17 protein-coding genes are annotated in these 23,034 nt (G+C 58.2%); 7 read left to right on the top strand and 10 right to left on the bottom strand.

Annotated elements, in window-relative coordinates; all coding sequences use genetic code 11:
• Window positions 1–5 precede the first annotated feature (5 nt).
• From AC1DIS_RS03960 to AC1DIS_RS03930, 7 genes are all read right to left on the bottom strand, one after another.
• Complete coding sequence (locus AC1DIS_RS03960; protein ID WP_477745562.1) at window positions 6–1,220, bottom strand: hypothetical protein; 1,215 nt, start codon at window positions 1,218–1,220, stop codon at window positions 6–8.
• Between the two features lie 38 nt (window positions 1,221–1,258).
• On the bottom strand, window positions 1,259–2,506 hold the full coding sequence (locus tag AC1DIS_RS03955; RefSeq protein ID WP_477744514.1) for a hypothetical protein: 1,248 nt from the start codon (window positions 2,504–2,506) through the stop codon (window positions 1,259–1,261).
• A gap of 24 nt (window positions 2,507–2,530) precedes the next feature.
• Window positions 2,531–3,031, bottom strand: coding sequence for a CS1 type fimbrial major subunit (locus AC1DIS_RS03950; RefSeq protein WP_457327279.1), 501 nt, complete (start codon window positions 3,029–3,031; stop codon window positions 2,531–2,533).
• Window positions 3,032–3,034: 3 nt separating this feature from the next.
• Entirely contained in the window at window positions 3,035–3,775 is a 741-nt protein-coding gene (locus AC1DIS_RS03945) for a molecular chaperone (protein ID WP_457327278.1), read from the bottom strand.
• Between the two features lie 41 nt (window positions 3,776–3,816).
• A complete protein-coding gene (locus AC1DIS_RS03940) occupies window positions 3,817–5,100 on the bottom strand; it encodes a hypothetical protein (protein ID WP_477780777.1) in 1,284 nt (427 codons plus the stop codon).
• Complete coding sequence (locus AC1DIS_RS03935) at window positions 5,100–7,622, bottom strand: CS1-pili formation C-terminal domain-containing protein (protein ID WP_477780776.1); 2,523 nt, start codon at window positions 7,620–7,622, stop codon at window positions 5,100–5,102. The genes AC1DIS_RS03940 and AC1DIS_RS03935 overlap by 1 nt, the downstream gene beginning before the upstream one ends.
• A gap of 109 nt (window positions 7,623–7,731) precedes the next feature.
• Window positions 7,732–8,220 (bottom strand): CS1 type fimbrial major subunit, encoded by a 489-nt coding sequence (locus tag AC1DIS_RS03930; protein ID WP_018926651.1) that lies wholly within the window; start codon window positions 8,218–8,220, stop codon window positions 7,732–7,734.
• Window positions 8,221–8,737: 517 nt separating this feature from the next.
• Between AC1DIS_RS03930 and AC1DIS_RS03925 the strand changes: the two genes are divergently transcribed.
• Both AC1DIS_RS03925 and AC1DIS_RS03920 read left to right on the top strand, forming a co-directional pair.
• Window positions 8,738–9,319, top strand: a complete 582-nt coding sequence (locus tag AC1DIS_RS03925) for a PadR family transcriptional regulator (protein ID WP_064616276.1) — start codon at window positions 8,738–8,740, stop codon at window positions 9,317–9,319.
• Window positions 9,316–10,107 (top strand): siderophore-interacting protein, encoded by a 792-nt coding sequence (locus AC1DIS_RS03920; protein WP_477780775.1) that lies wholly within the window; start codon window positions 9,316–9,318, stop codon window positions 10,105–10,107. The genes AC1DIS_RS03925 and AC1DIS_RS03920 overlap by 4 nt, the downstream gene beginning before the upstream one ends.
• 175 nt (window positions 10,108–10,282) lie before the next feature.
• Here the strand turns inward: AC1DIS_RS03920 and AC1DIS_RS03915 are convergent, their stop codons facing one another.
• The 3 genes from AC1DIS_RS03915 to AC1DIS_RS03905 form a co-directional block, all read right to left on the bottom strand.
• A complete protein-coding gene (locus tag AC1DIS_RS03915) occupies window positions 10,283–10,927 on the bottom strand; it encodes a Pr6Pr family membrane protein (RefSeq protein WP_477744512.1) in 645 nt (214 codons plus the stop codon).
• A gap of 2 nt (window positions 10,928–10,929) precedes the next feature.
• The gene (locus AC1DIS_RS03910; RefSeq protein ID WP_018926655.1) at window positions 10,930–11,160 is read right to left on the bottom strand and encodes a VF530 family protein; all 231 of its coding nucleotides are present in this window, start codon (window positions 11,158–11,160) and stop codon (window positions 10,930–10,932) included.
• Between the two features lie 160 nt (window positions 11,161–11,320).
• Window positions 11,321–12,709 (bottom strand): aminotransferase-like domain-containing protein, encoded by a 1,389-nt coding sequence (locus AC1DIS_RS03905; RefSeq protein WP_477744511.1) that lies wholly within the window; start codon window positions 12,707–12,709, stop codon window positions 11,321–11,323.
• 348 nt (window positions 12,710–13,057) lie between these two features.
• Here AC1DIS_RS03905 and AC1DIS_RS03900 point away from each other — a divergent pair, with 348 nt between their 5' ends.
• The 5 genes from AC1DIS_RS03900 (at window position 13,058) to lon (ending at window position 22,488) form a co-directional block, all read left to right on the top strand.
• Window positions 13,058–14,263 (top strand): benzoate/H(+) symporter BenE family transporter, encoded by a 1,206-nt coding sequence (locus tag AC1DIS_RS03900; RefSeq protein ID WP_477780774.1) that lies wholly within the window; start codon window positions 13,058–13,060, stop codon window positions 14,261–14,263.
• A 139-nt stretch (window positions 14,264–14,402) separates the two neighbouring features.
• Entirely contained in the window at window positions 14,403–15,641 is a 1,239-nt protein-coding gene (gene glyA / locus AC1DIS_RS03895) for a serine hydroxymethyltransferase (protein ID WP_477780773.1), read from the top strand.
• A gap of 243 nt (window positions 15,642–15,884) precedes the next feature.
• Window positions 15,885–17,267: a carbohydrate porin gene (locus AC1DIS_RS03890; protein ID WP_477744509.1), complete on the top strand. Its 1,383-nt coding sequence runs from the start codon at window positions 15,885–15,887 to the stop codon at window positions 17,265–17,267.
• Window positions 17,268–17,417: 150 nt separating this feature from the next.
• A complete protein-coding gene (locus tag AC1DIS_RS03885; protein WP_064616269.1) occupies window positions 17,418–19,826 on the top strand; it encodes a glucose/quinate/shikimate family membrane-bound PQQ-dependent dehydrogenase in 2,409 nt (802 codons plus the stop codon).
• Between the two features lie 244 nt (window positions 19,827–20,070).
• Window positions 20,071–22,488 (top strand): endopeptidase La, encoded by a 2,418-nt coding sequence (gene lon, locus AC1DIS_RS03880; protein ID WP_477780772.1) that lies wholly within the window; start codon window positions 20,071–20,073, stop codon window positions 22,486–22,488.
• Window positions 22,489–23,034 lie beyond the last annotated feature (546 nt).

Below are 23,034 nucleotides of genomic sequence, written 5' to 3'. Positions count from 1 at the left end.
TGTTATCACACTTCGGAGTCCCATATCACGGTGATGTTTCCGGAGTATCTGGACGACACCCCGGGCTGGATCATGTACTCCACATAATTGGGTGCAATCTCGAAATGCAGGGTACCTGGCGCGCGATCCACGTAGAAACCGGGTTGGAATTTCTGGGCATTTGCCTGCCCGACATGCAAAGGACGCCGCGTGACCGGTTGCCCGAAGATATCCGTCAAACCGTTGGGCAAGGTGACGCTCAGTTTCACCACGGCAGGTCGCTTCGAAACGGGGTCGAGAATCATGCAATCGGTTAATCCGGTGATTTGACACTGAAGCTGCATCTTGAAACGGCTGGACGAAGAAATGTTGAAGGTTTGATCACGAAACAACCGGGTCGGTTTTCGCCCCTGGGTCAGCCAGGCCTGCCATCCCCCTGACGGAACGAGTTCCACTTGATTGCCGCCTGGGGGAATATCCACCTTCAAGGTGTGCTCGACATTCAACGTGAAGTTGAGGGTGATCAAATCGTCGTCAGGCAACATGACATCGCCCATGTCGAAATCCTGATGCGGCCCGACGGTGTAGTTCAGCACGCCACGATAGGTGCCTGCCGACATCTTGAGCGGGTTGGGCGTGGCCAGCTCGTAGCTGAACCCCGTGTTTTCATAAGCGAACTGGTAGTCCTGGGTAATGTCCTTTTGTGCCTGCTTGGCACACACACCCGCATTGGCCGGCACTCGCCAGAAGAACGCATAGTACAAGGCAGTGCCATAACCCACCCCGCCATATCCACAAGGGGGAGGCGCATTGACCCAGGTACTTTGCCAGACCCCTGTGGGCAGAGGCGTCTTGATCGTGTAAGCGGCCCCGATCCCGTTCACGCGCATCCTGAGCGTCTCGGACTCTCCGGTCACGTCGTGCACCACCGTGACGTCTCGCCAGGATGAAGGAACCCGGAACATCGCGCCCCGACGTTGCTCATGCAGCGCCGGTATATCTGCCGCCGCCCGGAAGCGAACAGGCAACAAAATGCTGAAAACACCCTCCTCGCAGTACTCGGGGTGATCTCCGCAATACCCGCCCTGAGGGGTCGTATTGATAAAGGTGTTTTGCATCGGCTTCGCCGGATCGGGACGAAATACCGCGGTCATTTCAACGGTGCTGGCGACCGCGGTCTGCATGAACGCAGCCGCCAATCCCAAGCCGCTCAGCTGGATGATTTTCCTGAGTATTTCCATGATTGCTGCACTCCTTTTCACTGCATTGGCGCAAGACACTAGACTTCTGAATCCCATATAACCGTCACGCGTCCCGAATACCGTCGTTGTTGCCCGGGGCGAATCATTTCTGCCACTTCACTGGCGGGTATTTCGAAATGCAGGATTCCCGGTTTGCGATCCACATAAATCCCTGGCATGAACAACTGCGTGCCACTGCCGTCCAGGCGCAATGGCCGACGATTGACAGGTTGGCCGCCCGCGTCCGTCAAGCCATGGGGCAAACTGACGCCGACGTTCAATGGCACAAAGTCGCCGGACAACGGCTCATTCAGCGAGCAGGTATTGCCCAGGACGTGCTGGCACTGCAACTGCATCTTGAAACGTGAACTGGCGGAAATGTTGAAGGTCTGGTCGCGGAACAGCCGCGTCGGTTTGCGCCCTTGCGTCAGCCAGGATTGCCAGCCACCCTGCGGGACCAGTTCAACACGGGTTCCACCAGGAGGCACCTCGATCTTGAGGGTGTGCTGTACGTCCAGGGCGAAGTTCAACGTCAATGAAGGACTGCTGGGCCGCATGATGTCGCCCAAGTCGAAATCGCCGTGGGGGCCGATCGTGTAGGTCAAGTTACCTAGATATTTTCCCGAGGACATGCCCAAAGGGTTAGGGGTCACCAATTCATACGCAAAATCGACATATTCGTAACGCATCCACGGCACGTCGAATTTCGCCTGTTTCTGGCATGAAACTTCAGAAGGTGTTTTCCAGAAAAAACGATACCTTTGTGGCGCAAAAAAACCCACGCCACTGTATAGGCAGGGTGATGGCGCATTCACCCAACTGCTGCCCCACAATTTATTATGGGCCTCTCGATAATCGTTACCTGCGCCCACCAGCTGAATCACATCGTCAGTAACATAGGCAGAGCCGAACCCGGCGATTCGAACCTTCACTGTTTCCGGTTCGCCAGTCGTTTCATGAATGACCGTCAGCTCTCGCCATTGTGCCGGGACCTTGATCATCGCGCCTTGCCGGGCATCACCATGATTGGCCACGATTGGTCCGCTGGAGTCGAACTCAATAGGCACCCGCAGACTGAACATCGCATTGTCCCGGCATTCGCTGGGATAGCTGGCGCAGTAACCACTGGGAGGGGTGTCATTCAGGAATTGGTTACGTTGCGAATTCGCCGAGTCCGGCTTGAACGAGGCTTGAATTTGTACCTCCTGCGCCCAGACCGATGACAGCGATCCCAGGAGCACGGCCATTGCGCCCGCCCATGGTTGTAACGCTTGAAAACGAATCATCCCTTGCGCCCCACACAATCGGTATCAGGCATCCGGCATCACCGCGTTGAAGATCATGTTGACGCTGCCAAAGTAATTGCCGGGCTTGTAAACCCCATCGGCAGGCGGCATCGGGAGGATTTCCAGCACCACGCGTTTACCAGGCGCGGCCTCGGCCATGGACACCACCTCGCTGCTCTCGTGCTCGCTCAACTGTTTGCCGTTGAACAGCACCCGCAAGGCAATGTCATGGGCGTCGGTGCCGTTGGACAGATACGGTCGGCCTTCCAGCCGCGCCTCGATCGAGCCCGCTTCGTTCTTCACATCGAAGTACTTGCGCAAGCCACCCAGTGTCGACGACGTCAAGTTCCAGGGCAGTTGCTGTTCGCGATGGATCCACCCTGGGTCCGATGGAATGACATAAAACGCCTGGGTCGGAATCGTCACGAACACTTCGAAGGTGTGCTCTTCCCGGGCGGCGAAGACATCAGCGCTCGTCCACATCGCGACAACCGACAAAAAGACCTGGGTCAGCTTCCTGCTCATGGGTTATCCCTTCACGTCCAGTTTTTTACTGCGTTCACCTTCAACCAGGGTGAAGCGATATTCGCGACCGGCCTGTTTTTCGAACTCAAAGGTACGGCCCGCGAGGATGTGATGCTTAGTGGTGGGCTGGCAGTCCTGCTCGTTTTTAACCGAACAATCCTTGAACTCATCGACCACCACCACGCTGTTGCCGTTGTTGCGGATCCGATACGTGCCTGTGTTGTTTTCAATCGCACTGTCGAAGCGTGTTTCCTTTGGCCGTACGAAAAACACCGCGCCATAACCTGCCAGTACGGTGACCCCGGCCGACAGGGATTTTTTGTAGTCCTCCCGCTCTTCGCCGGACACCGCGAATTCGTCCTCCTTCTCCGGCACCACGGGTACGAATCGCACCCGGAAATAACGCTCCCTGTCCCGTTCGCCCATGAACAGCAGACGGGTGCCCTGCATGCCATTGGCAGGCACGATCAGTCGCGCGGGACTTGCCATCAAACCATCGCGGGACTTGCCGTCGGTGTTGGATTTGAGCGGCACTTCCTGCGACTTGCCGTCGGCGTCGTAGAGAATTTCGAGAATGTTGACCTTGACGAACGCCGTGCTGTCGCCGCCATTGAATACACGCTTCAGATAGGTGCTCTTATCACCGTCCAGATAATCGTAAACGGTGCCGATATTGATACTCGGTGCGGCATGAACCGTTTGGGCAAACAAACAAAAACCCATTAAGGCTAACAAGCTCTTCATGTTTCAGTACCTCACTTAATAAACTTGAATATCGAAAACAATCAAATTTCCGAATCCCAGATAACCGTTACATTGCCGGAATAATATCGTGATCGGCCCGGCCGAATCATCTCAGCCACTTCGCGGGAGGGGATTTCGAAGTGCAGAGTCCCCGGCCTTCGCTCCACATAAAAACCGGGTTGAAACAGCTCGGTACCACTACCATTACGAAGTAGTTGTCGACGGGTCACTGGTTGCCCACTTGCATCGGTCAAGCCGTGTGGAAGACTTACGCTGATATTCAATGGAACAACGTGGCCCGAAATTGGCTCTTGCAAAGAGCAGGTATTGCCATCCTGGGTGTACTGACACTCCAGCTCCATTTTGAAACGCGAACTGGCCGAGATATTAAACGTTTGGTCCTTGAATAAACGCGTCGGCTTTCGGCCTTGTTGCAGCCAGGATTGCCAGCCACCCTGCGGGACCAATTCCACACGATGACCACCGGGTGGAACTTCAACCTTGAGCATATGCTCAACGGTAAGTGTGAAGTTCAGCGTTAGAGACTCTTCACTGGGCAACATGACATCACCCATATCAAAATCCTTACCCGGGCCAACGGAGTACTGAATACTTCCGGTGTAAGTASCTTGCGACAACTTCAAGGGCTCAGGGGTTTGAAGCTCGTAAGCAAAGTCAAAAGACTTATAATCAAACTCTGGAATAATGTAGTTAGGTGCTTTATGACAAGTGCTACCCGCCGGAGTAAGCCAGAACGTTTCATGCTCCCTCATATTTGTACTCGCCATTATCGCCCACTGACAGGGTGACGGAGGGTTCAACCATAGCCCTCCTTGCCATAAAAGTCCGTGAGCGGCGTGAGAACCCAAATCTGGACGCCCAACCAAATCGCGTGCATCGTGGCTGAGGCGATAGTTAACCGCGAAACCAGGCATACGTACTTTCACTTCCGCCGTTTCAGTGCTTGCACCCCCCATTTTGGTAACTGTCAATGTTCGCCATTCCGCCGGGATGCGGAACATTGCGGCTTCGCGGCGATTGGTCTCATGGACCCGGATTGGTCTGGTTGCAGTGAATGTAATGGGTGTCCTGAAACTGGACAGTCCTCGTCGCTCACAGGCCGGTTCGTTACCCTGGCAGAACCCGGTGAACTTCGTTGTATTGATAAATTTATTGACCAGCGGGTTGGATGGATCCGGACTGAATTTCGCTTCTATCTCCATGACAGCCGCTTCGCTCACTGCCCCCAGCAATCCAGACAACATCAAAACGTTGGCCGTCCGTTTGAGTAGGCGTATCACGCTGATTCTATCCTCCACGCCCACTAACCCCGTCTTTCAGATAGATAAGTCGCATCCGCCAACGTATCCGGCGTGCAACGCAAATCGCCGATCATCAGCACGTTGTTTTCGGTACGTCCACTGTTCGGGTCCAGACGGAACTGGCACAGCAACTGGCTGCCGTGGCGCACTTCCAGGGTTGGCGAACCGGCATTCATTTCCATGGAGAAGAAACCGTCCACTTCGCTCACCCCACGGCTGGCGTGGTTGATGATGTGATGGCCTTTGAGTGGGTTGCCCTGCGGGTCGATCAGGCGCCCGAGGACGGTCAGGGTTTTCATCACTTTCACCTGGCGATATTCCACACCGCCCTTGTTCAGGTGATAGCTGGAACGGGCCGGTTGGATGGTGGCGGCGGGAACGTGGTTGCCCTCGAAATCGAAACTGACCGAGCTGCTTTTGTACGCGGTGATCGGCACGAAATTGCGCCCGGGCTTGAGCACCGCGCTGCCACCGCTCAAGTCATCGGCGCGCAAGGCGATGTCCTCGATGTCCGACTCCACGTCGATGATCATGCCGGCACCGTTGCGGTGATATTGGCTGGTCATGACCATTTTTTGCCCGCCGACGGCCACGGTGCTGTCGAGGTTCAAGCCTCCGGTTAGGTCGTTGTTGAAGGACGAGCGCTGGATGAAGCCGTCGCCGTTGACAAGGTCAGAACTCATGGTCGCCATGGCATTCAACCCGATGCCGTAGGTGTCGGTGATGGCCGTGGCGGAGACGCTTTGCAGCAGATGGTCCTGAAGGGTTTTGCGGTAGGTGATCGAAGCGTTGTTATCGCGCCCGCCATCACGGTCGGTGCGAGTGCCTATGCTGCCGGAAAGCTGTTCACCGGGGCCACCCAACGCGATGTTGACACTCAAATCGATACCCCGATTGCGGTCGTCTCCCGAACTCACGCTGCCTGGTCGATCAAACAGCGACAGGCGCCAATTGGCGTCACTGCCAAACAGTTGGGTGCGCTGGGTCCAGCCCAGATCCACGCCCGTCCCGTTGGTGTTGCCTTCGCTGTGGGACACCCGGGCATTGACCGAGCTTTTGCTGTTGAGTCGATGGTTTATCGACAGGGAAGAGTTGCTGGTCTGGCCAATAAATACATTGCGCTGACGCACCCGCGTGCCATCGGGCAGCGTGTCGTACAGCCGGGTGGTATCGAGCCAGCTACGGTTATGGCTGGCGACGATGCTGCCGCTGCCATAGGARTAAAGCCCTTGCACGTCGAAGCCGGTACCGTAGTCCTCGGTTTTGTAGACGTTGGCATAGACGCTGGCGTTGTTGACGATTGCCCAATCGACCGACGTGCCGTACTGCAGAGCGTCGCGCACCTGTCGACCCGACAGGCCCAGGATGACTCGCGGGTGCAGCAGGAAGTTGAACGCGGCCCCCGCCGTCATGTCGCCGTCGGCCTGCTCTTCCCAGTTACTGAGCAATTTCGATTCGCGGCCGGCGAACAGGTTATAGCGCCAGCGCTCGTCATGGTTACGCCAGTTGTTGGGTTTGTAGACCAGCTCCAGGGTGCTGGAGGTGATTTGGCCGTCTTCGATCAGACGCACTTCCACTTCATAAATACCGCCGGGCAGCGGACGCGTATCGAGGGTCTGCAACCCGGCAGGCACCGCCTGGGTGTTGATCAGCAAACCGTCGCGGTAGATCTCCACCGAACCCTGTCGATTGGCGGTGACGTAGATCGGATAGACCGCCGGTTTCGGGTTGTTGATGGCCAGGCTGTCGGAGCTGCCGTACATGACGCCCAATGCGGTGTCGGGGCTCGCGCCGAAGGCACGTGGCTGACGGGTCAGGCCTTCGGACGTGGGTGTGAAATAGCCCAGGCGCAGAAAATTGCCCTCCAGCTCGCGCTGGGTAAAGAGCTCATGCACCGCGTGATACAGCTTGTTATCCAGACCGCCCAGTCGAGACAGTTGCATATTGACGGCCTGGGTCCAGTTACCCAGGCTGCTGCTGGCTTCCAGGCCGTAGCGCCCGCCCAGGTCCTGGTTCTGCCCGCCGTTGAGGTTCAGCTGGTTACGCACGATCAACCCGGTGCTGCCATTTTCGGGCAGGTTGTAATAACGCTGTACCTGATCGTCGCGCTCAGSGTTTTGGGTGAGGATCGACACCAGTGAGTTTTCAAGGCTGTAGTGCACGGCCAGCAGTTGCTCGGGGCAATTGGCCTGGCAGCCACCGAGCGCCACTCCTTGTTTCAGATAGTTGGCCCAGATGTCGCGTTCACTGGGCTTGATCATGCTGTCGCTGACATCGGCGAAGTCAACGAGGGTGATGCGATCGTCGCGGGTCAACACGACCATCGCCTCACCGAGAAACTGTTGGTCAAGTTCCACGCGCACCGCCAGTGGCACATCAAAGAAATGCTCTTCGAATTCGGTCGGCAATCCCTTGGCCTGCGCCAACAGACTTCGAGGTGTATGGCCGTTTTCCGTGGGCGCGGCCAGGRCAGTTGCACAAAAACATAGGGCAAGCGCCGTCGCGATGGGCGTCATCGGGAACATGAACGAAATACTCTGAAGATAAATTCGTTGAAACCCGATCGACAGGCAAAACTTGCCCGCCGATCGGTAAGTGTTATGAATTAAGGATGAACCTTAGTTAATAACGGTATTACGGAATGCGAGGAATGGCATCGAAGATCACCACTGGATTGGCGGTGTACAGGCCATTCTGGGTGTCGGTTGGTTTGGCAGCGGCAATCACCAGGTCAGCTTGCATGCCGCCGTTGGACTCGGAGTCACCGACCACTTCCTGCGACACGCCGGTCAGGGTTGTGCCATTGAACATGTAACTCAATGCGATGGTGTTGATGCCGTTGGACAATGGCTGTGGGCCGCCTTCGACGTAGGCGCCGACCGAACCGTTGGTGTGTTGTACATCATAAGTCGCACGGATTGGAGTCAGCGTACCGGCCCCCAGTACGTAGGCCATTTTTTCATCTTTACCGAAGTTCGGGTCCCGCGGCTGAGCATGGAATACCTTGCTTGGAATGGTGGCGCTGATGTTGATGGAGGTGCGCGATTCTTCCGCAGCGAACGCTACCGAAGAGCTCAGGGCCAGCAGGGTCATCGGAACGGCGATTGCAAACTTCTTGAACATTGTTGAGTACCTGTCTTTTTCAAAGGATCGGACCGTGGAAAGTCACAACAAGCCAACACCCGGCACGAAGCATGGCGTTTTGGCTTAACTTTCGACGCCGGAGAATGATCGACCAATCGCTTGAGAAAGTAAGTACGTAACTTCCGAAGAACATGTAGTAACAACGGCTCTCGAACAGCAGGAAAAAAGTTAAAGAAACAGTAACTTTATTGTTTTGCCCTCAGAGAAATACTACACACAGTTTTAACTGAAAAAACACACAGACAAGAACTGATTTAAACTTCCGTAAGACCAATACTACTGTTCGCACACGAATAGACCAGCACTAAACGGAAGAACTTCATAATTAGTTCAATTACTCTAAAAATCAAACCTTCGTAGCATCCTCGTCACTCCCGTGCGCTCCCCACTCGCGCCTTTCCCCAAGCCCTCCAGTCTCGACCGTTGGTCAAAAACGCTTGCGCCAGCCTAAAGATATATCTTAAGTTGTATCTAAACACGACGAGAGAAAGCAAAAATGAGAGACCATCATTCCCCCCACCGCGAACACGGCGACGGCCGCGACGGCTTCGAGAAACGCCCGGGTCCCGGCCGCGAGCGCGGCGGTCGCGGCCCACGCGTATTCGCCCCTGGCGACCTGAAATTGCTGCTGCTGGCGCTGATCGCCGAGCAGCCGTGCCACGGCTATGACCTGATCCGCCAGATCGAAAGCATGTTCGACGGCGCCTACAGCCCCAGCCCTGGCGTGATCTACCCGACCCTGACCTTCCTTGAAGAAAGCGAATTGATCCTGGGCGACGCCGAGGGTGGCAAAAAACGCTACAGCATCACCGACGCCGGACGTCTGTCATTAAGCGAGCAGGCGATTGCCCTGGACGGTGTGCGCATGCGCATCGAAGTCAGCAAGCGCTCATTGCGCGGCCAGGACCGCCCGGCCGAGATCCATGAAGCGGTGCACAACCTGCGTCATGCCTTGCAAATGCACCATGGTCGCTGGAGCCCGGAAGAAATCCTGCGGGTGCGCGACCTGCTCAACAACACGGCCAAAGCCATCGTCGACGGCCCCACCGTTCAACCCGTTTCGGAGAAAGTCGAATGACCGACGTTATCGTGCCATCCCAAACCATTCACCGTGTCAGCCACGAGATCAAACGCCGTCGCCTGCAAGTGCTGCGGGTGGTCGACCTGACGCCGCGCATGCGCAGGATCACCCTGGGCGGCCCGGAACTCGCAGGCTTCGTCAGCCTCGGCACGGATGACCACGTCAAACTGTTGTTCCCGCAAAACGCAGCGGAACAGGCAGCGCTGGAAACCCTGGTACTCGGCGCCGGCAAGGACAACGGGCCGATGCCCGCAATGCGCGACTACACGCCCCGTCGTTACGACCTGGACACGCTGGAACTGGACATCGACTTCGTGCTGCACGGCGACGGCCCTGCCTCAACCTGGGCCGAGCAGGCCAAACCCGGCCAATTCCTGCACATCGGCGGGCCGCGTGGCTCGATGATCGTGCCGGACATCTTCGACAGCTACCTGCTGATCGGCGACGAAACCGCCCTGCCCGCCATCGCCCGCCGCCTCGAAGGCCTGGCGGCCAATCGGCGCGCACTGGTGATCGTGGAAGTGGAAAACGGCGCCGAACAACAACGCCTGGAAAGCGCCGCGCAGGTCGATGTGATCTGGGTGCTGCGTGAAGGCGGCAGAAATAACCTGCTGACCACCGTGCAACAGATCAAAGTGCCCGCTGGAAATCTGTATGCGTGGGTGGCGACCGAAACCAAAGTGTCGCGGCAGATCCRCCGGGCATTGCTCGATGAGCACGGGCTGGACGAGCAGTTTGTGAAGGCTGTCGGTTACTGGCGGCTGGAAGACAGCGACGAGGAATAACCGCTGTGCATGCTTTCTGTGGCGAGGGGGCTTGCCCCCGTTGCGTCGCGCAGCGGCGCTAAAACCTGCAACGGAGTTTTAACCGGCACAGCGTATTTGCTGATTTTGCGACTGCTTCGCAGCCGAACGGGGGCAAGCCCCCTCGCCACAAAAGCTCCCTCGCCACAGTCAGTGTTCACTTGCGATCCGTGCGCCACCGATCCAACCCGATCACCAGCAGTGAAATCAGCACAAACCCCGCCAACAATCCTCCGGCATTCACGAACACCTGTGGATAACCCAGCTTGTCGACATCAATGAACGGGTAGGGATAAACCGCCAGCAGATGCCCGCGCCACAACGTATAGCCGAAGTACACCAGCGGATAGATTACCCACAACGCAATGTGCCGCAGCCGCAACGTCCCCTTGGGTACACAGAACCACCAATAAACCAGGAACAGCAGCGGCATGACGTCATGCATCAGCTCATCGGCCAGCCATTGCCAGCCTTCGGGATGCCATAAATGGCGCAACAACAGGCTGTACGCCACGCCGACCACCGCGATACTCACCGCAATGGCACTGCTCACCCACGGCTGCAAAAACCAGCGTCGCGCCGCCGACTCGCGAGACGTCAGTTCACAGGTCAGCACCACCGCCACCAGCGTATTGGTCAGCACCGTGAAAAAGCTGAAAAAACTCACCAGCCCGCCCAGCAGGCTGGCCGCGATACTCCAGCGGGCATAGAGAATCAGGTACATCTGAATGCTCAAGCCTGCCCAGCCCAGAATCGCCGCCACGGCCACACAACGACGCCTCGCGATCGAGGGTATGACCATGCTCAGACCGGGCGCTTGGTGCGCATCAGTTTCACGTACAGACGCTCGACCTTCTCCCGCGCCCACGGAGTTTTGCGCAAAAAGGTCAGGCTCGACTTGATGCTTGGGTCGCTCTTGAAGCAGCGGATATCGATACGCTCGGCCAGCCCCGACCACTCGTAGTGCGCAACCAGGGCGTTGAGGATTTGCTCCAGCGTCACGCCGTGCAGGGGATCAGGGTTGTGTTCGGTCATGCCGGGCCTTCGAACGATGAAAGGATGGGGAGCCGCGCACCTTAACGGAGGCTTTCGTCCGGTGGAAGGGCTCCGGACAGAGGCATTCGTCAGAGACTGAATTAACTGTAGGTGAGTTGGCCATCATCCGAGGGACAAACGTCAGGAGATAGCACCCGGCTCAGTAATAACGACGCGGGTCCGAATCGATCAGGCTGGCCAGCTTGGTCAGGGCAAACCGCAATTCGTCCTGGCTGGTGGGCGACATCAACACCAGTCGCACGCAGCGCGTAATGCCGTTACGCTCGGCCTGGAACTGGGTACCGCTGAGGACCAGCACACCGTTGGCACGGGCCAGCATGGTGAATTCGTCGCTGGTCCAGGGCTCGGGCAACGTCAACCAGACGTGGTAGGAATACGGCTGGGTCTTGAGCTCGAAATTGGCGAAGATTTCCTGAGCGATCGCCTGCCGCCCGGCGGCCTCGTTGCGCTGAATGCGTATCAGCTTTTTATCCAACCCCTCGGTGATCACGTTGCTGGCCAACTGAGCGGTCAATGGCGACGGCATCCAGACGCTGCTGCGCACCATGGAGGTCAGGCGCGACAGCAGTTTCGGCGGGCTATAGAGATAGCCAATCCGCAAGGCCGGCATGACCGACTTCGACAGACTGGTCAGGTACACCGAACGATCCGGGGCAAACGCCGACAGCGGCTTGATCGACGGGTCGGTGGCCAGAAAACCGTAGATGTCATCGTCCAGGATAATGAAGTCGAACTCCTCGGCCAACGCCGCGATTTGTGCCCGACGTTTTTGCGACATGATCGCCGCCGTCGGATTCTGACAGGTCGCCACACAGACAAGCATCGCCGGTTTCTCACGCTGGCACAGTTCGCGCAGCGCTTCGGGAATGATCCCTTCATCGTCCATTGGCACGCCACGCAGGCGTCGTTCGAGTCCGTGGGCAAGGGAAATGATGCCGGGGTAGCAGAGCTCCTCGCAGAGCACCAGATCACCGGCGTTGGTCAACGCACTCATCGCGACCATCAAACCATGCTGTGCGCCGGCGGTGATCACCACTTGCTGCCATTGTGCATCGGGCAACGAATGGCGCAGCCATTGCGCGCCCGCCTCGCGATGAGCCGGATGACCGCCATCGGGTGCGTAATCGAGGGCATCGGCAAAATCCGTGCTTTTGGCCATGCCCACCAAGGCTCCGCGCAACCAGTATTCCAGGGTTTCGCTGTAAGGCTTGATGATCGAAAGGTCCAGTAACTCAGACTGCCCAAGATTCAGCGAAACGGCACTGTTGCTGGCCGGCAGTTCCAACTGTTTCTGGTTGAGCACATAAGTGCCGCGCCCTACTTCCCCCTGCACCAGACGCCGCCGATGGGCTTCGCTATAGGCACGGCTGATGGTACCGGGCGTGACATTCAGCGTGGTGGCCAGCTCCCGCAGGGTCGGCAGACGATCACCTTCGTTCAACACGCCGTTGCTGATATCGCGCGCCAACGCATCGGCAATCGACAAATACATCGGCTGGTTGAATTCGCTTAGCTGAGGAACCCACATGAATGACCGCTACCATCGTAGAAATGATGAATATCCGAGCATATCACAGGGTGGTCAGGCAACTAATAAATGGACTCAATCAATAAATTGAGTCGATTGATTCGGCGAACGAATCGAAAAGCATCTTTCACGCAAAATATTTTCAAACCAATAAATATATTTACAAATCAATTAGTTATTTAAAAAAAACCTGACAAATACACCTTGATAACCAAAAAGCATCTCGTAACAACTCACCCACCTATTGAATCAACTCAATTCATTCAAATACACTCATCTCGAATCGAAGCAATCGACTCAATCTCAATTCTGAATCACCGCGTGCCCGCCACGCCAAGTCGAGACATCATGGACACTCTCAGAAAGGATCTATCCCTGTCAGCGGTCATTGCAGGCTTCATCGCCGTGATCATTTCGTATGCCGGCCCGCTGATCATCGTGTTTCAGGCGGCCCGGGAAGCGCACCTGCCCAACGATCAAGTGTCGTCCTGGATCTGGGCCATATCCATCGGCAGCGGCATTACCGGTCTGTTGTTGAGCTGGCGTTTGAGGATTCCGGTGATTACGGCATGGTCGACACCGGGTGCGGCGTTGCTGGTGTCGATGCTGCCCACGGTCTCCCTGCCCGAGGCCATCGGCGCCTATGTGGTGGCTTCGGTGATTATCGCGGTGGTCGGCTTGTCCGGTGCGTTCGACAAACTGATGAATCGCCTGCCCAAAGCCATCGCCGCCGCCATGCTCGCCGGCATCCTGTTTCGTTTCGGCGCTGAACTGTTCACCTCGATCAAGCTGCAGCCGAGCATGGTGCTGTCAATGATCGCGGCGTACCTGATCTTCAAACGCTTTTCACCGCGCYACGCCATCCTGTCGGTATTGATTGTCGGCTGCGCCGTGGCCGCCTCGTTCGGTGGACTCAACACAGGTTCGATCACCGTCGATGTCGCTCACCCGATCTTCATTGCCCCGCAGTGGAGCTGGCACGCGATCATCAATATCGGCCTGCCGCTGGCCCTCGTCACCCTGACCGGGCAGTACGTGCCGGGCATGGCGGTGTTGCGCACCTCGGGCTACAACACCCCCGCGCGCTCGATCATTTCGGTCACAGCCATCGGCTCGATTTTGATGGCGCCATTCGGCTCCCATGGCTTAAACCTGGCAGCCATCACCGCCGCTATCTGCACCGGCCGCGAAGCCCATGAAGATCGCGACAAGCGCTACATCGCCGGGATCGCCTGCGGGGTGTTCTACATTCTGATGGGCATCTTCGGCGCGACCCTCGCTTCGGTGTTTTCTGCCTTGCCCAAAGAGCTGATCGCCTCCCTCGCCGGCCTGGCCCTGTTCGGGGCGATCAGCGCCGGGCTGACCGGAGCCATGGCTGACGAGAAACAACGCGAAGCGGCGCTGATCACCTTCCTGGTCACCGCCTCGGGCATGAGTTTCCTGGGGCTGGCCGCTGCATTCTGGGGGCTGATCTTCGGGCTCGTGGCACATTTCGTACTGACCTACACCCGGGAAAGCAAAGCCGGCACCGTCGTCGAGGGCAGCCGACCATGACCGCTCGTTACGACTTCACGGGCAGGGTCTGAAAGACACGTCCATTTTTCTTTCCGACACCAGCAAATCCCAGTCACGGGTGCTGCCGTATCACGCGCCAGCCCCTTGGCTGAGGCACTTATTTAAAGGAATGCCCTCCATGAGCCTGCAGAATCTAGACCCCACCCTCGCTCGCCTGATCGGCCGCGAACGCAACCGCCAGGAAACCCACCTGGAGTTGATCGCCTCGGAAAACTACGTCAGCGAAGAAGTGCTGGAAGCCCAAGGTTCGGTGCTGACCAACAAGTACGCCGAAGGCTACCCAGGCAAGCGCTATTACGGTGGCTGTAAAGTGGTCGACGAGATTGAAAGCCTCGCCATCGAACGTGCCTGCAAACTGTTTGGTAGCGAAYATGCCAACGTCCAGCCGCACTCCGGCTCCCAGGCCAACCAGGCCGTGTTTCTCGCTGTGCTCAACCCTGGCGACACGATTCTGGGAATGTCCCTGGCCGATGGCGGCCACTTGACCCATGGCGCCTCGGTAAACTTCTCCGGCAAGTTCTACACCGCCTATTCTTACGGCCTGGAAAAACACAGCGAAACCCTCGACTACGCCGAGATGGAAGCCCTGGCCCGGGAACACCGGCCGAAAATGATCATTGCCGGTGCCTCGGCGTATTCAAGGACCATCGACTTCCAGTGTTTTCGCAACATCTGCGATGAAATCGGGGCGTACCTGATGGTCGACATGGCGCACTACGCCGGACTCATCGCAGCCGGCCTGTACCCCTCGCCGGTCGGCATTGCCGACTTCGTCACCTCGACCACTCATAAAACGCTGCGCGGCCCACGGGGCGGTCTGATCCTGGCCAAACGCGAACATGCGGCGTTGCTCGACAAGACGATATTCCCGGTCTATCAGGGTGGACCTCTGATGCACGTCATCGCCGCCAAGGCCGTAGCGTTCAACGAAGCCCTCGGGGATGAGTTCAAGCACTATCAGCAACGCGTCATCGACAACGCCAGGACCATGGCGAATATCCTTACTCGACGCGGCCTGCGGGTGGTGTCAGGGGGCACCGACTGCCACATGTTCCTGCTCGATCTGCGCGCGAAGAACATCACCGGAAAAGATGCCGAGGCGTTGCTCGAGAGCGCCCACATCACCTTGAACAAGAACGCGATCCCCGACGATCCGCAAAAACCTGCGATCACCAGCGGCATCCGCATTGGCACACCCGCCCTGACCACGCGGGGCTTCGGTGAAGCCGAATGCGCCGAAGTGGCCAACCTGATTGCCGACCTGCTTGAGCAACCGACCAATGCGGCACTGCTGGACAATGTCCGTCGACGGGTGATGCATTTGTGTGAATGCTTCCCGGTCTATCTGTTGAATTAACGGCCCTGAAACATAGCGAGGCGGACTATTCAGTCCGCCTTTTTTTTGCGCCACCTGGCACCGCGGCGACCGGTCGCARCCGACTGTTACCAAATCCGAAATGATCCATGTCAGTAAAAGCCCTTTCTCAATGTGTTACAGAACATTATCCTTACGCCCGTCCAGCTGAAACGCTTCTCCCCTGCTGCATTCCTGCTGCGTTCAGCGCATCCCCTTTAGAAAAAGATCAAGAATTCCTTCTCTATGCCTGATTTTCAAACTCCGCGAGACAGCGCTGTCTCACCCGCTGTGTCCAGCCGAAAAGCCCTGAAGCTGATCAGCGGGTTCACCGCGCTGGGCCTCGCCACTTGCACCCAGGCCGCGCCAGCCTTCGATAGCGACTCGTCATGGATGCTGGGTGACTGGAACGGCACTCGCACCGAACTTTCGGAAAAAGGCTACGACTTCAAAGTCGATTACACCGGTGAAATGGGCAGCAATTTGCACGGCGGCTACGACCATGACCGTACCGCGCGCTACAGCGATCAGTTTGCCTTGGGCACTCACCTGGACTTGCAGAAGATTCTGGGTTGGGACGACGCTGAATTTCAGCTGACCATCACCGAACGCAATGGCAACAACATCAGCAACGACCGGATCAACGACCCGCGTGTCGGCGGTTTCACCTCGGCGCAAGAAGTCTGGGGCCGTGGCCAGACCTGGCGTCTGACGCAGATGTGGTATCAGCAGAAATTCTTCGACCAGAAGCTCGACATCAAGGTCGGCCGCTTCGGCGAGGGTGAAGACTTCAACAGCTTCCCCTGCGACTTCCAGAACCTGGCGTTCTGCGGCTCCCAGGTCGGTAACTGGGTCGGTGGCATCTGGTACAACTGGCCCGTCAGCCAGTGGGCCATGCGCGTCAAATATCACCTGACGCCCGAGCTTTACGCACAAGTCGGGGCTTACGAGCAAAACCCGTCCAATCTGGATCGCGGCAACGGTTTCAAGCTCAGCGGCAGCGGCACTCAGGGCGCAATCCTGCCGGTAGAACTGGTCTGGACCCCGAAGCTCAATGGCCTGCCGGGTGAATACCGCGCCGGTTACTACTACAGCAGCGCCAAGGCCAGCGACGTTTATAAGGACGGCAATGGCCAGCCGGCCGCCCTGAGCGGCGAGGCTTACCGCAGTGCATCGAGCAAACATGGCGTATGGCTCGGTATTCAGCAGCAACTGACCAGCCGCGCCAGCGACAATTCACGCGGCCTGAGTGTGTTCGCCAACGCCACGATGCACGACAAGAAGACCAACGCCATCGACAACTATGTCCAGGCCGGTGTCGTCTACAAAGGCCTGTTCGATGCCCGCGCCAAAGACGATATCGGCTTCGCGCTGGCCCGTGTCCACGTCAACCCGGCCTACCGCAAGAACGCCGAGGCCACCAACCAGGCCCGCGCCGCCTTCGACTTCGACGATCCGTCGTTCCTGCCCCCGCAAGACACCGAATACAGCAGCGAGCTCTATTACGGCGTGCACGTCACCAACTGGCTGACCGTGCGCCCGAACCTGCAATACATCCGCCACCCCGGTGGCGTGGACAAGGTCGACGACGCGCTGATTGGCGGGATCAAGATCCAGTCATCGTTCTGATCAAACGCATAAAACCTGTGGGAACTGGCAAGCCTGCTCCCATCAGGACCGCATCAACCAAACACTTTTTCGATGAACCATGCCCGCGCCAGATCGTCATCTACAGTGAACTTGCGCGGCACTACTTAAAACGTCACGGAGAACCACACTATGAGCACTGATGGTGCTTTGAGTCGAAGCCGTTTATTGCCGACCCTGCTCGGCATTCTGCTTCTACTAATGGGCCTGGCCTTGCTGGCCGGGGGGATCAAGCTGAGCATGCTCGGCGGCTCGCTGTATTACCTGCTGGCCGGTATCGGCCTGATGGTAGCCGGTGGGCTGCTGCTGGCCGACCGTTATGCGGCGCTGAGCGTGTACGCTATGGTGCTGTTCGCCAGTACCGTCTGGGCACTGTGGGAAGTCGGTCTGGACTGGTGGCAACTGGTGCCGCGTCTGGCGCTGCTCTTTACCCTCGGCATCGTCATGCTGCTGCCATGGTTTCGTCGCCCGTTGCGTCGCGGCGACTTCAACCCGGTCGGCACCGGTGTGCTGAGTGCTGCCGTGGTCATCGCCGGTATCGCCGCGCTGGCCAGCCTGTTCACCAACCCTGGTGAAATCAAAGGCCAACTGGACCGTGACGCTGTGCCTGGCATGAGCAACACCGCCCCGGCCATGCCGGATGGCGACTGGAACTCCTACGGCCGCAGTGCCCATGGCGATCGCTACTCGCCACTGGCGCAAATCACCCCGCAGAACGTCAGCAAACTGGTTCCCGCCTGGACGTTCCGCACCGGTGACCTGCCTGGCCCGAACGACCCGGGCGAAACCACCGCCGAAAACACCCCGCTCAAAGCCAACGGCATGCTCTATGTCTGCACGCCGCACAGCCAGGTAATCGCACTGGACCCGGACACCGGCAAGGAAATCTGGCGTTTCGATCCGAAGCTCTCCACGCAGAACGCGGCGAACTTCAAGGGTTGGGCGCACATGACCTGCCGTGGCGTGACCTATCACGATGATGCCGCCTACGCGTCCGAGCAGAGCCCGACCGGCACTGCCAACGCGCCAGTGACCAGCGTCTGCCCGCGCCGGATCTTCCTGCCGACCGCCGACACCCGCCTGATCGCCCTGAACGCCGACACCGGCAAGATGTGCGAAGACTTCGGTAACGGTGGCCAGGTCGACCTGACCGCCAACATCGGCAGCTTCACCCCTGGTGGTTACTACTCCACTTCGCCACCGGCGGTCACCAAAGACCTGGTGGTGATTGGCGGCCACGTCACCGACAACGTTTCCACCGACGAGCCAAGCGGCGTCATCCGCGCGTTCGACGTGCACACCGGCAAACTGGTGTGGAACTGGGACAGCGGCAATCCGGACGACACCACGCCGATTGCCGAAGGCAAGGTCTACACCCGCAACTCACCGAACATGTGGTCCATGTTCGCCGTCGACGAAAAACTCGGCATGCTCTACCTGCCGATGGGCAACCAGACCCCGGATCAGTTCGGTGGCGCGCGTACCCCTGAATCGGAACTGCACTCCGCCGGCCTGACCGCGCTGGACATCGCCACCGGCAAAGTGCGCTGGCACTTCCAGTTCACTCACCATGACCTGTGGGACATGGACGTCGGTGGCCAGCCAACCCTGATGGACCTGAAAACCGCAGACGGTGTGAAACCGGCGGTGCTCGCGTCCACCAAGCAAGGCAGCATCTACGTGCTGGACCGCAGCAACGGCCAACCGATCGTGCCGATCAATGAAATCCCGGTACCGCAAGGCGCGGTGGAAGGCGACCACACTTCGCCGACCCAACCGATGTCCGACCTGAACTTCGTGCCGCCGACCCTCAAGGAACGCGACATGTGGGGTGTGACCCCGTTCGATCAGATGCTGTGCCGGATCGACTTCAAATCCCTGCGTTACGATGGCATGTTCACGCCGCCGTCGCTGCAAGGCTCGATCGTTTATCCGGGTAACTTCGGCGTGTTCGACTGGGGCGGCATGTCGGTTGACCCGGTGCGTCAGATTGCTTTCGTGAACCCGAGCTACATGGCGTTCAAATCGAAACTGATCCCGGCCGCCGAAATCGCCAAACAAGGCCCTCGCGTCAGCGAAACCCAAGGCGTACAGCCCAACAAAGGCGCGCCATACGGCGTGATCCTCGAAGCCCTGCTGTCGCCAATGGGCCTGCCGTGCCAGGCACCGGCGTGGGGTTACGTGGCGGCGGTCGACCTGACCACCCACAAAACCATCTGGAAGCACAAGAACGGCACCGTGCGCGACAGCTCGCCGGTTCCGATCCCTCTGAGCATGGGCGTACCGAGCCTGGGCGGGACCTTCACCACTGCCGGTGGCGTTGCCTTCCTGAGCGGCACCCTCGACCAGTACCTGCGCGCCTACGACGTGAAAAACGGCAAGCAGCTGTGGGAAGGCCGCCTGCCAGCCGGCGCGCAAACCACACCGATGACCTACACCGGCAAGGACGGCAAGCAATACGTGCTCGTTGTTGCGGGTGGTCACGGCTCGTTGGGCACCAAGCAAGGTGACTATGTGATTGCGTACAAACTGTCGGAATAAGCGGTAGCGGCAGTTAAAACAAAGGCGACGCCCTGTGAGGGGCGTCGCCTTTTTTTGTGGGCGCTGCAATCCCCGCCATCCCCAAAATCCCTGTAGGGCGGCGTGCATCTTTTGATCTGGCTTTTGACCTTGATCCACCCGCACCTGTCAAAACCCTGAACACACACTCTGAAATAGCCAGGGCCATTGAAACCACCCCCCACCTGCCCCATCTAAGATCCATACCCTATTGCGCAGGTGCCCCATGACCGACCAGCAAGAATTCCCTGAAGACCCGAGCGAATACGCCGAAACAGACAAAAACGAACACCCTTCAACCGGCAAAGGCCTCACCCTGCCTGGCCAGAACCTGCCGGACAAGGTCTACATCATCCCGATCCACAACCGGCCTTTCTTCCCGGCGCAAGTGCTGCCGGTGATCGTCAACGAAGAGCCGTGGGCCGAGACTCTCGAACTGGTGAGCCAGTCCGACCACCATTCCCTGGCCCTGTTCTTCATGGACGCCCCCCAGGACAACCCGCGCCATTTCGATACCAAAGCCCTGCCGGAATACGGCACGCTGGTCAAAGTCCATCATGCCAGCCGCGAAAACGGCAAACTGCAATTCGTCGCCCAGGGCCTGACCCGGGTGCGCATCAAAACCTGGCTCAAGCACCATCGCCCACCGTACCTGGTGGAAGTCGAATACCCGCACCAGCCCACCGAGCCGACCGACGAGGTCAAGGCCTACGGCATGGCGCTGATCAATGCGATCAAGGAGCTGCTGCCGCTGAACCCGCTGTACAGCGAAGAGTTGAAAAACTACCTCAACCGCTTCAGCCCCAACGATCCGTCGCCCCTGACCGACTTCGCCGCCGCCCTGACCTCGGCCACGGGCAGCGAGTTGCAAGAAGTGCTCGACTGCGTGCCGATGCTCAAGCGCATGGAAAAAGTCCTGCCGATGCTGCGCAAGGAAGTCGAAGTCGCGCGCTTGCAGAAAGAGATTTCCGCTGAAGTTAATCGCAAGATTGGCGAACATCAGCGCGAGTTCTTCCTCAAGGAACAACTCAAGGTCATCCAGCAAGAGCTGGGGCTGACCAAGGACGATCGCAGCGCCGACATCGAACAGTTCGAGCAACGCCTGACGGGCAAGGTGTTGTCGCCCCAGGCRCAGAAACGCATCGTTGAGGAAATGAACAAACTGTCGATCCTCGAAACCGGATCGCCGGAATACGCGGTGACCCGCAACTACCTCGATTGGGCGACTTCGGTGCCGTGGGGCGTGTATGGCGAGGACAAACTCGACCTCAAGCATGCGCGCAAGGTGCTGGACAAACACCACRCCGGCCTCGACGACATCAAGGACCGCATCCTCGAGTTCCTCGCAGTCGGTGCCTATAAAGGCGAGATCAGCGGCTCCATCGTGTTGCTGGTGGGCCCGCCGGGCGTGGGCAAGACCAGCGTTGGTAAATCCATCGCCGAATCCCTCGGTCGACCGTTCTACCGCTTCAGCGTTGGCGGCATGCGTGACGAAGCCGAGATCAAGGGCCATCGCCGCACCTACATCGGCGCACAACCGGGCAAACTCGTCCAGGCGTTGAAAGACGTCGAAGTGATGAACCCGGTGATCATGCTCGACGAGATCGACAAGATGGGCCAGAGCTACCAGGGCGACCCGGCCTCGGCGCTGCTGGAAACCCTCGACCCGGAACAGAACGTCGAATTCCTCGACCATTACCTGGACTTGCGCCTGGACCTGTCGAAAGTGCTATTCGTCTGCACCGCCAACACCCTGGACTCGATCCCCAGCCCGTTGCTGGACCGGATGGAAGTGATTCGCCTGTCGGGTTACATCACCGAAGAAAAAGTTGCCATCGCCAAGCGTCACCTGTGGCCGAAACAGCTGGAAAAGGCCGGCGTATCCAAAGGCAACTTGAGCATTAGCGACACTGCATTGAGGGCCTTGATCGACGGCTATGCCCGTGAGGCCGGAGTCCGTCAGCTGGAGAAAAACCTCGGCAAACTGGTGCGCAAAGCGGTGATGAAACTGCTCGATGAACCGAAAGCCGTCATCAAACTCGGCCCCAAAGACCTGGAAGCCTCACTCGGCCGCCCGGTGTTCCGCAACGAGCAAGTGCTGTCCGGCGTCGGCGTGATCACCGGGCTGGCCTGGACCAGCATGGGCGGCGCGACCCTGCCGATCGAAGCCACGCGCATCCACACCCTCAACCGAGGCTTCAAACTTACCGGGCAACTGGGGGACGTGATGAAAGAGTCGGCGGAAATCGCCTACAGCTACGTCAGCTCCCATCTGAAGCAATTCGGTGGTGACCCGACATTCTTCGATGAAGCCTTCGTCCACCTCCACGTACCGGAAGGCGCAACGCCGAAAGACGGCCCGAGCGCCGGCGTGACCATGGCCAGTGCCCTGCTTTCGCTCGCCCGTAACCAGCCACCGAAAAAAGGCGTAGCCATGACCGGTGAACTAACGCTGACCGGGCATGTACTGCCGATTGGCGGCGTGCGCGAAAAAGTCATCGCAGCGCGTCGGCAGAAGATCAATGAACTGATTTTGCCGGAGCCTAATCGGGGTAATTTCGAAGAGTTGCCGGAATACCTGAAAGAAGGGATTACCGTGCACTTTGCCAAGCGCTTCGCGGATGTGGCGAAGATATTGTTCTGAGCCGTCACCTGATCGTTTCCATGGGTTGGGAATAATCAGACTCAACAAAAAGCCCGCTGACCTTTTAAGGGGGCAGCGGGCTTTTCATTTGTGCTACGTCTGCGGATCTAGATTATCGAGCACGCGGTTGATCATCGACTATCAAGCTCGCCTCCACGAATGCTGTCTCAAAAACTCACGAAACTGAGTTCTGAATACAATATTCCGATCATTTGACTCAGTTTCAAACGATTCTGAGACAAGCGAGCTGCCGCAAGCTGCGATCTTTTGATCTTGAAAACCAACGTCAAAAGATTGCACCCGCCATGGACTGATCGGCTGTCAGGCCGCCTTCGCGGGCAAGTCGGATCGCCGCACCGCTCCCCCCTACGATGGAGCGGCGTACACCCGCCAAACTACAGGCCGAGCGTTAGCTCGCCTGCCGCTTTTGATCTTGATTCACCCGCCCCTTCGGGAGGCTGAGTGGAGGTGTTCATCTGGGGATTGGCGCGCAGCGCCGTTCGACGCAGTCGAACACATCGCATGTAGGTTGAAGCGAAGCCAACC

The sequence above is a fragment of the Pseudomonas sp. 05N433 genome (genome assembly GCF_056396925.1).
This window is presented reverse-complemented; position numbering and strand designations above follow the sequence as displayed.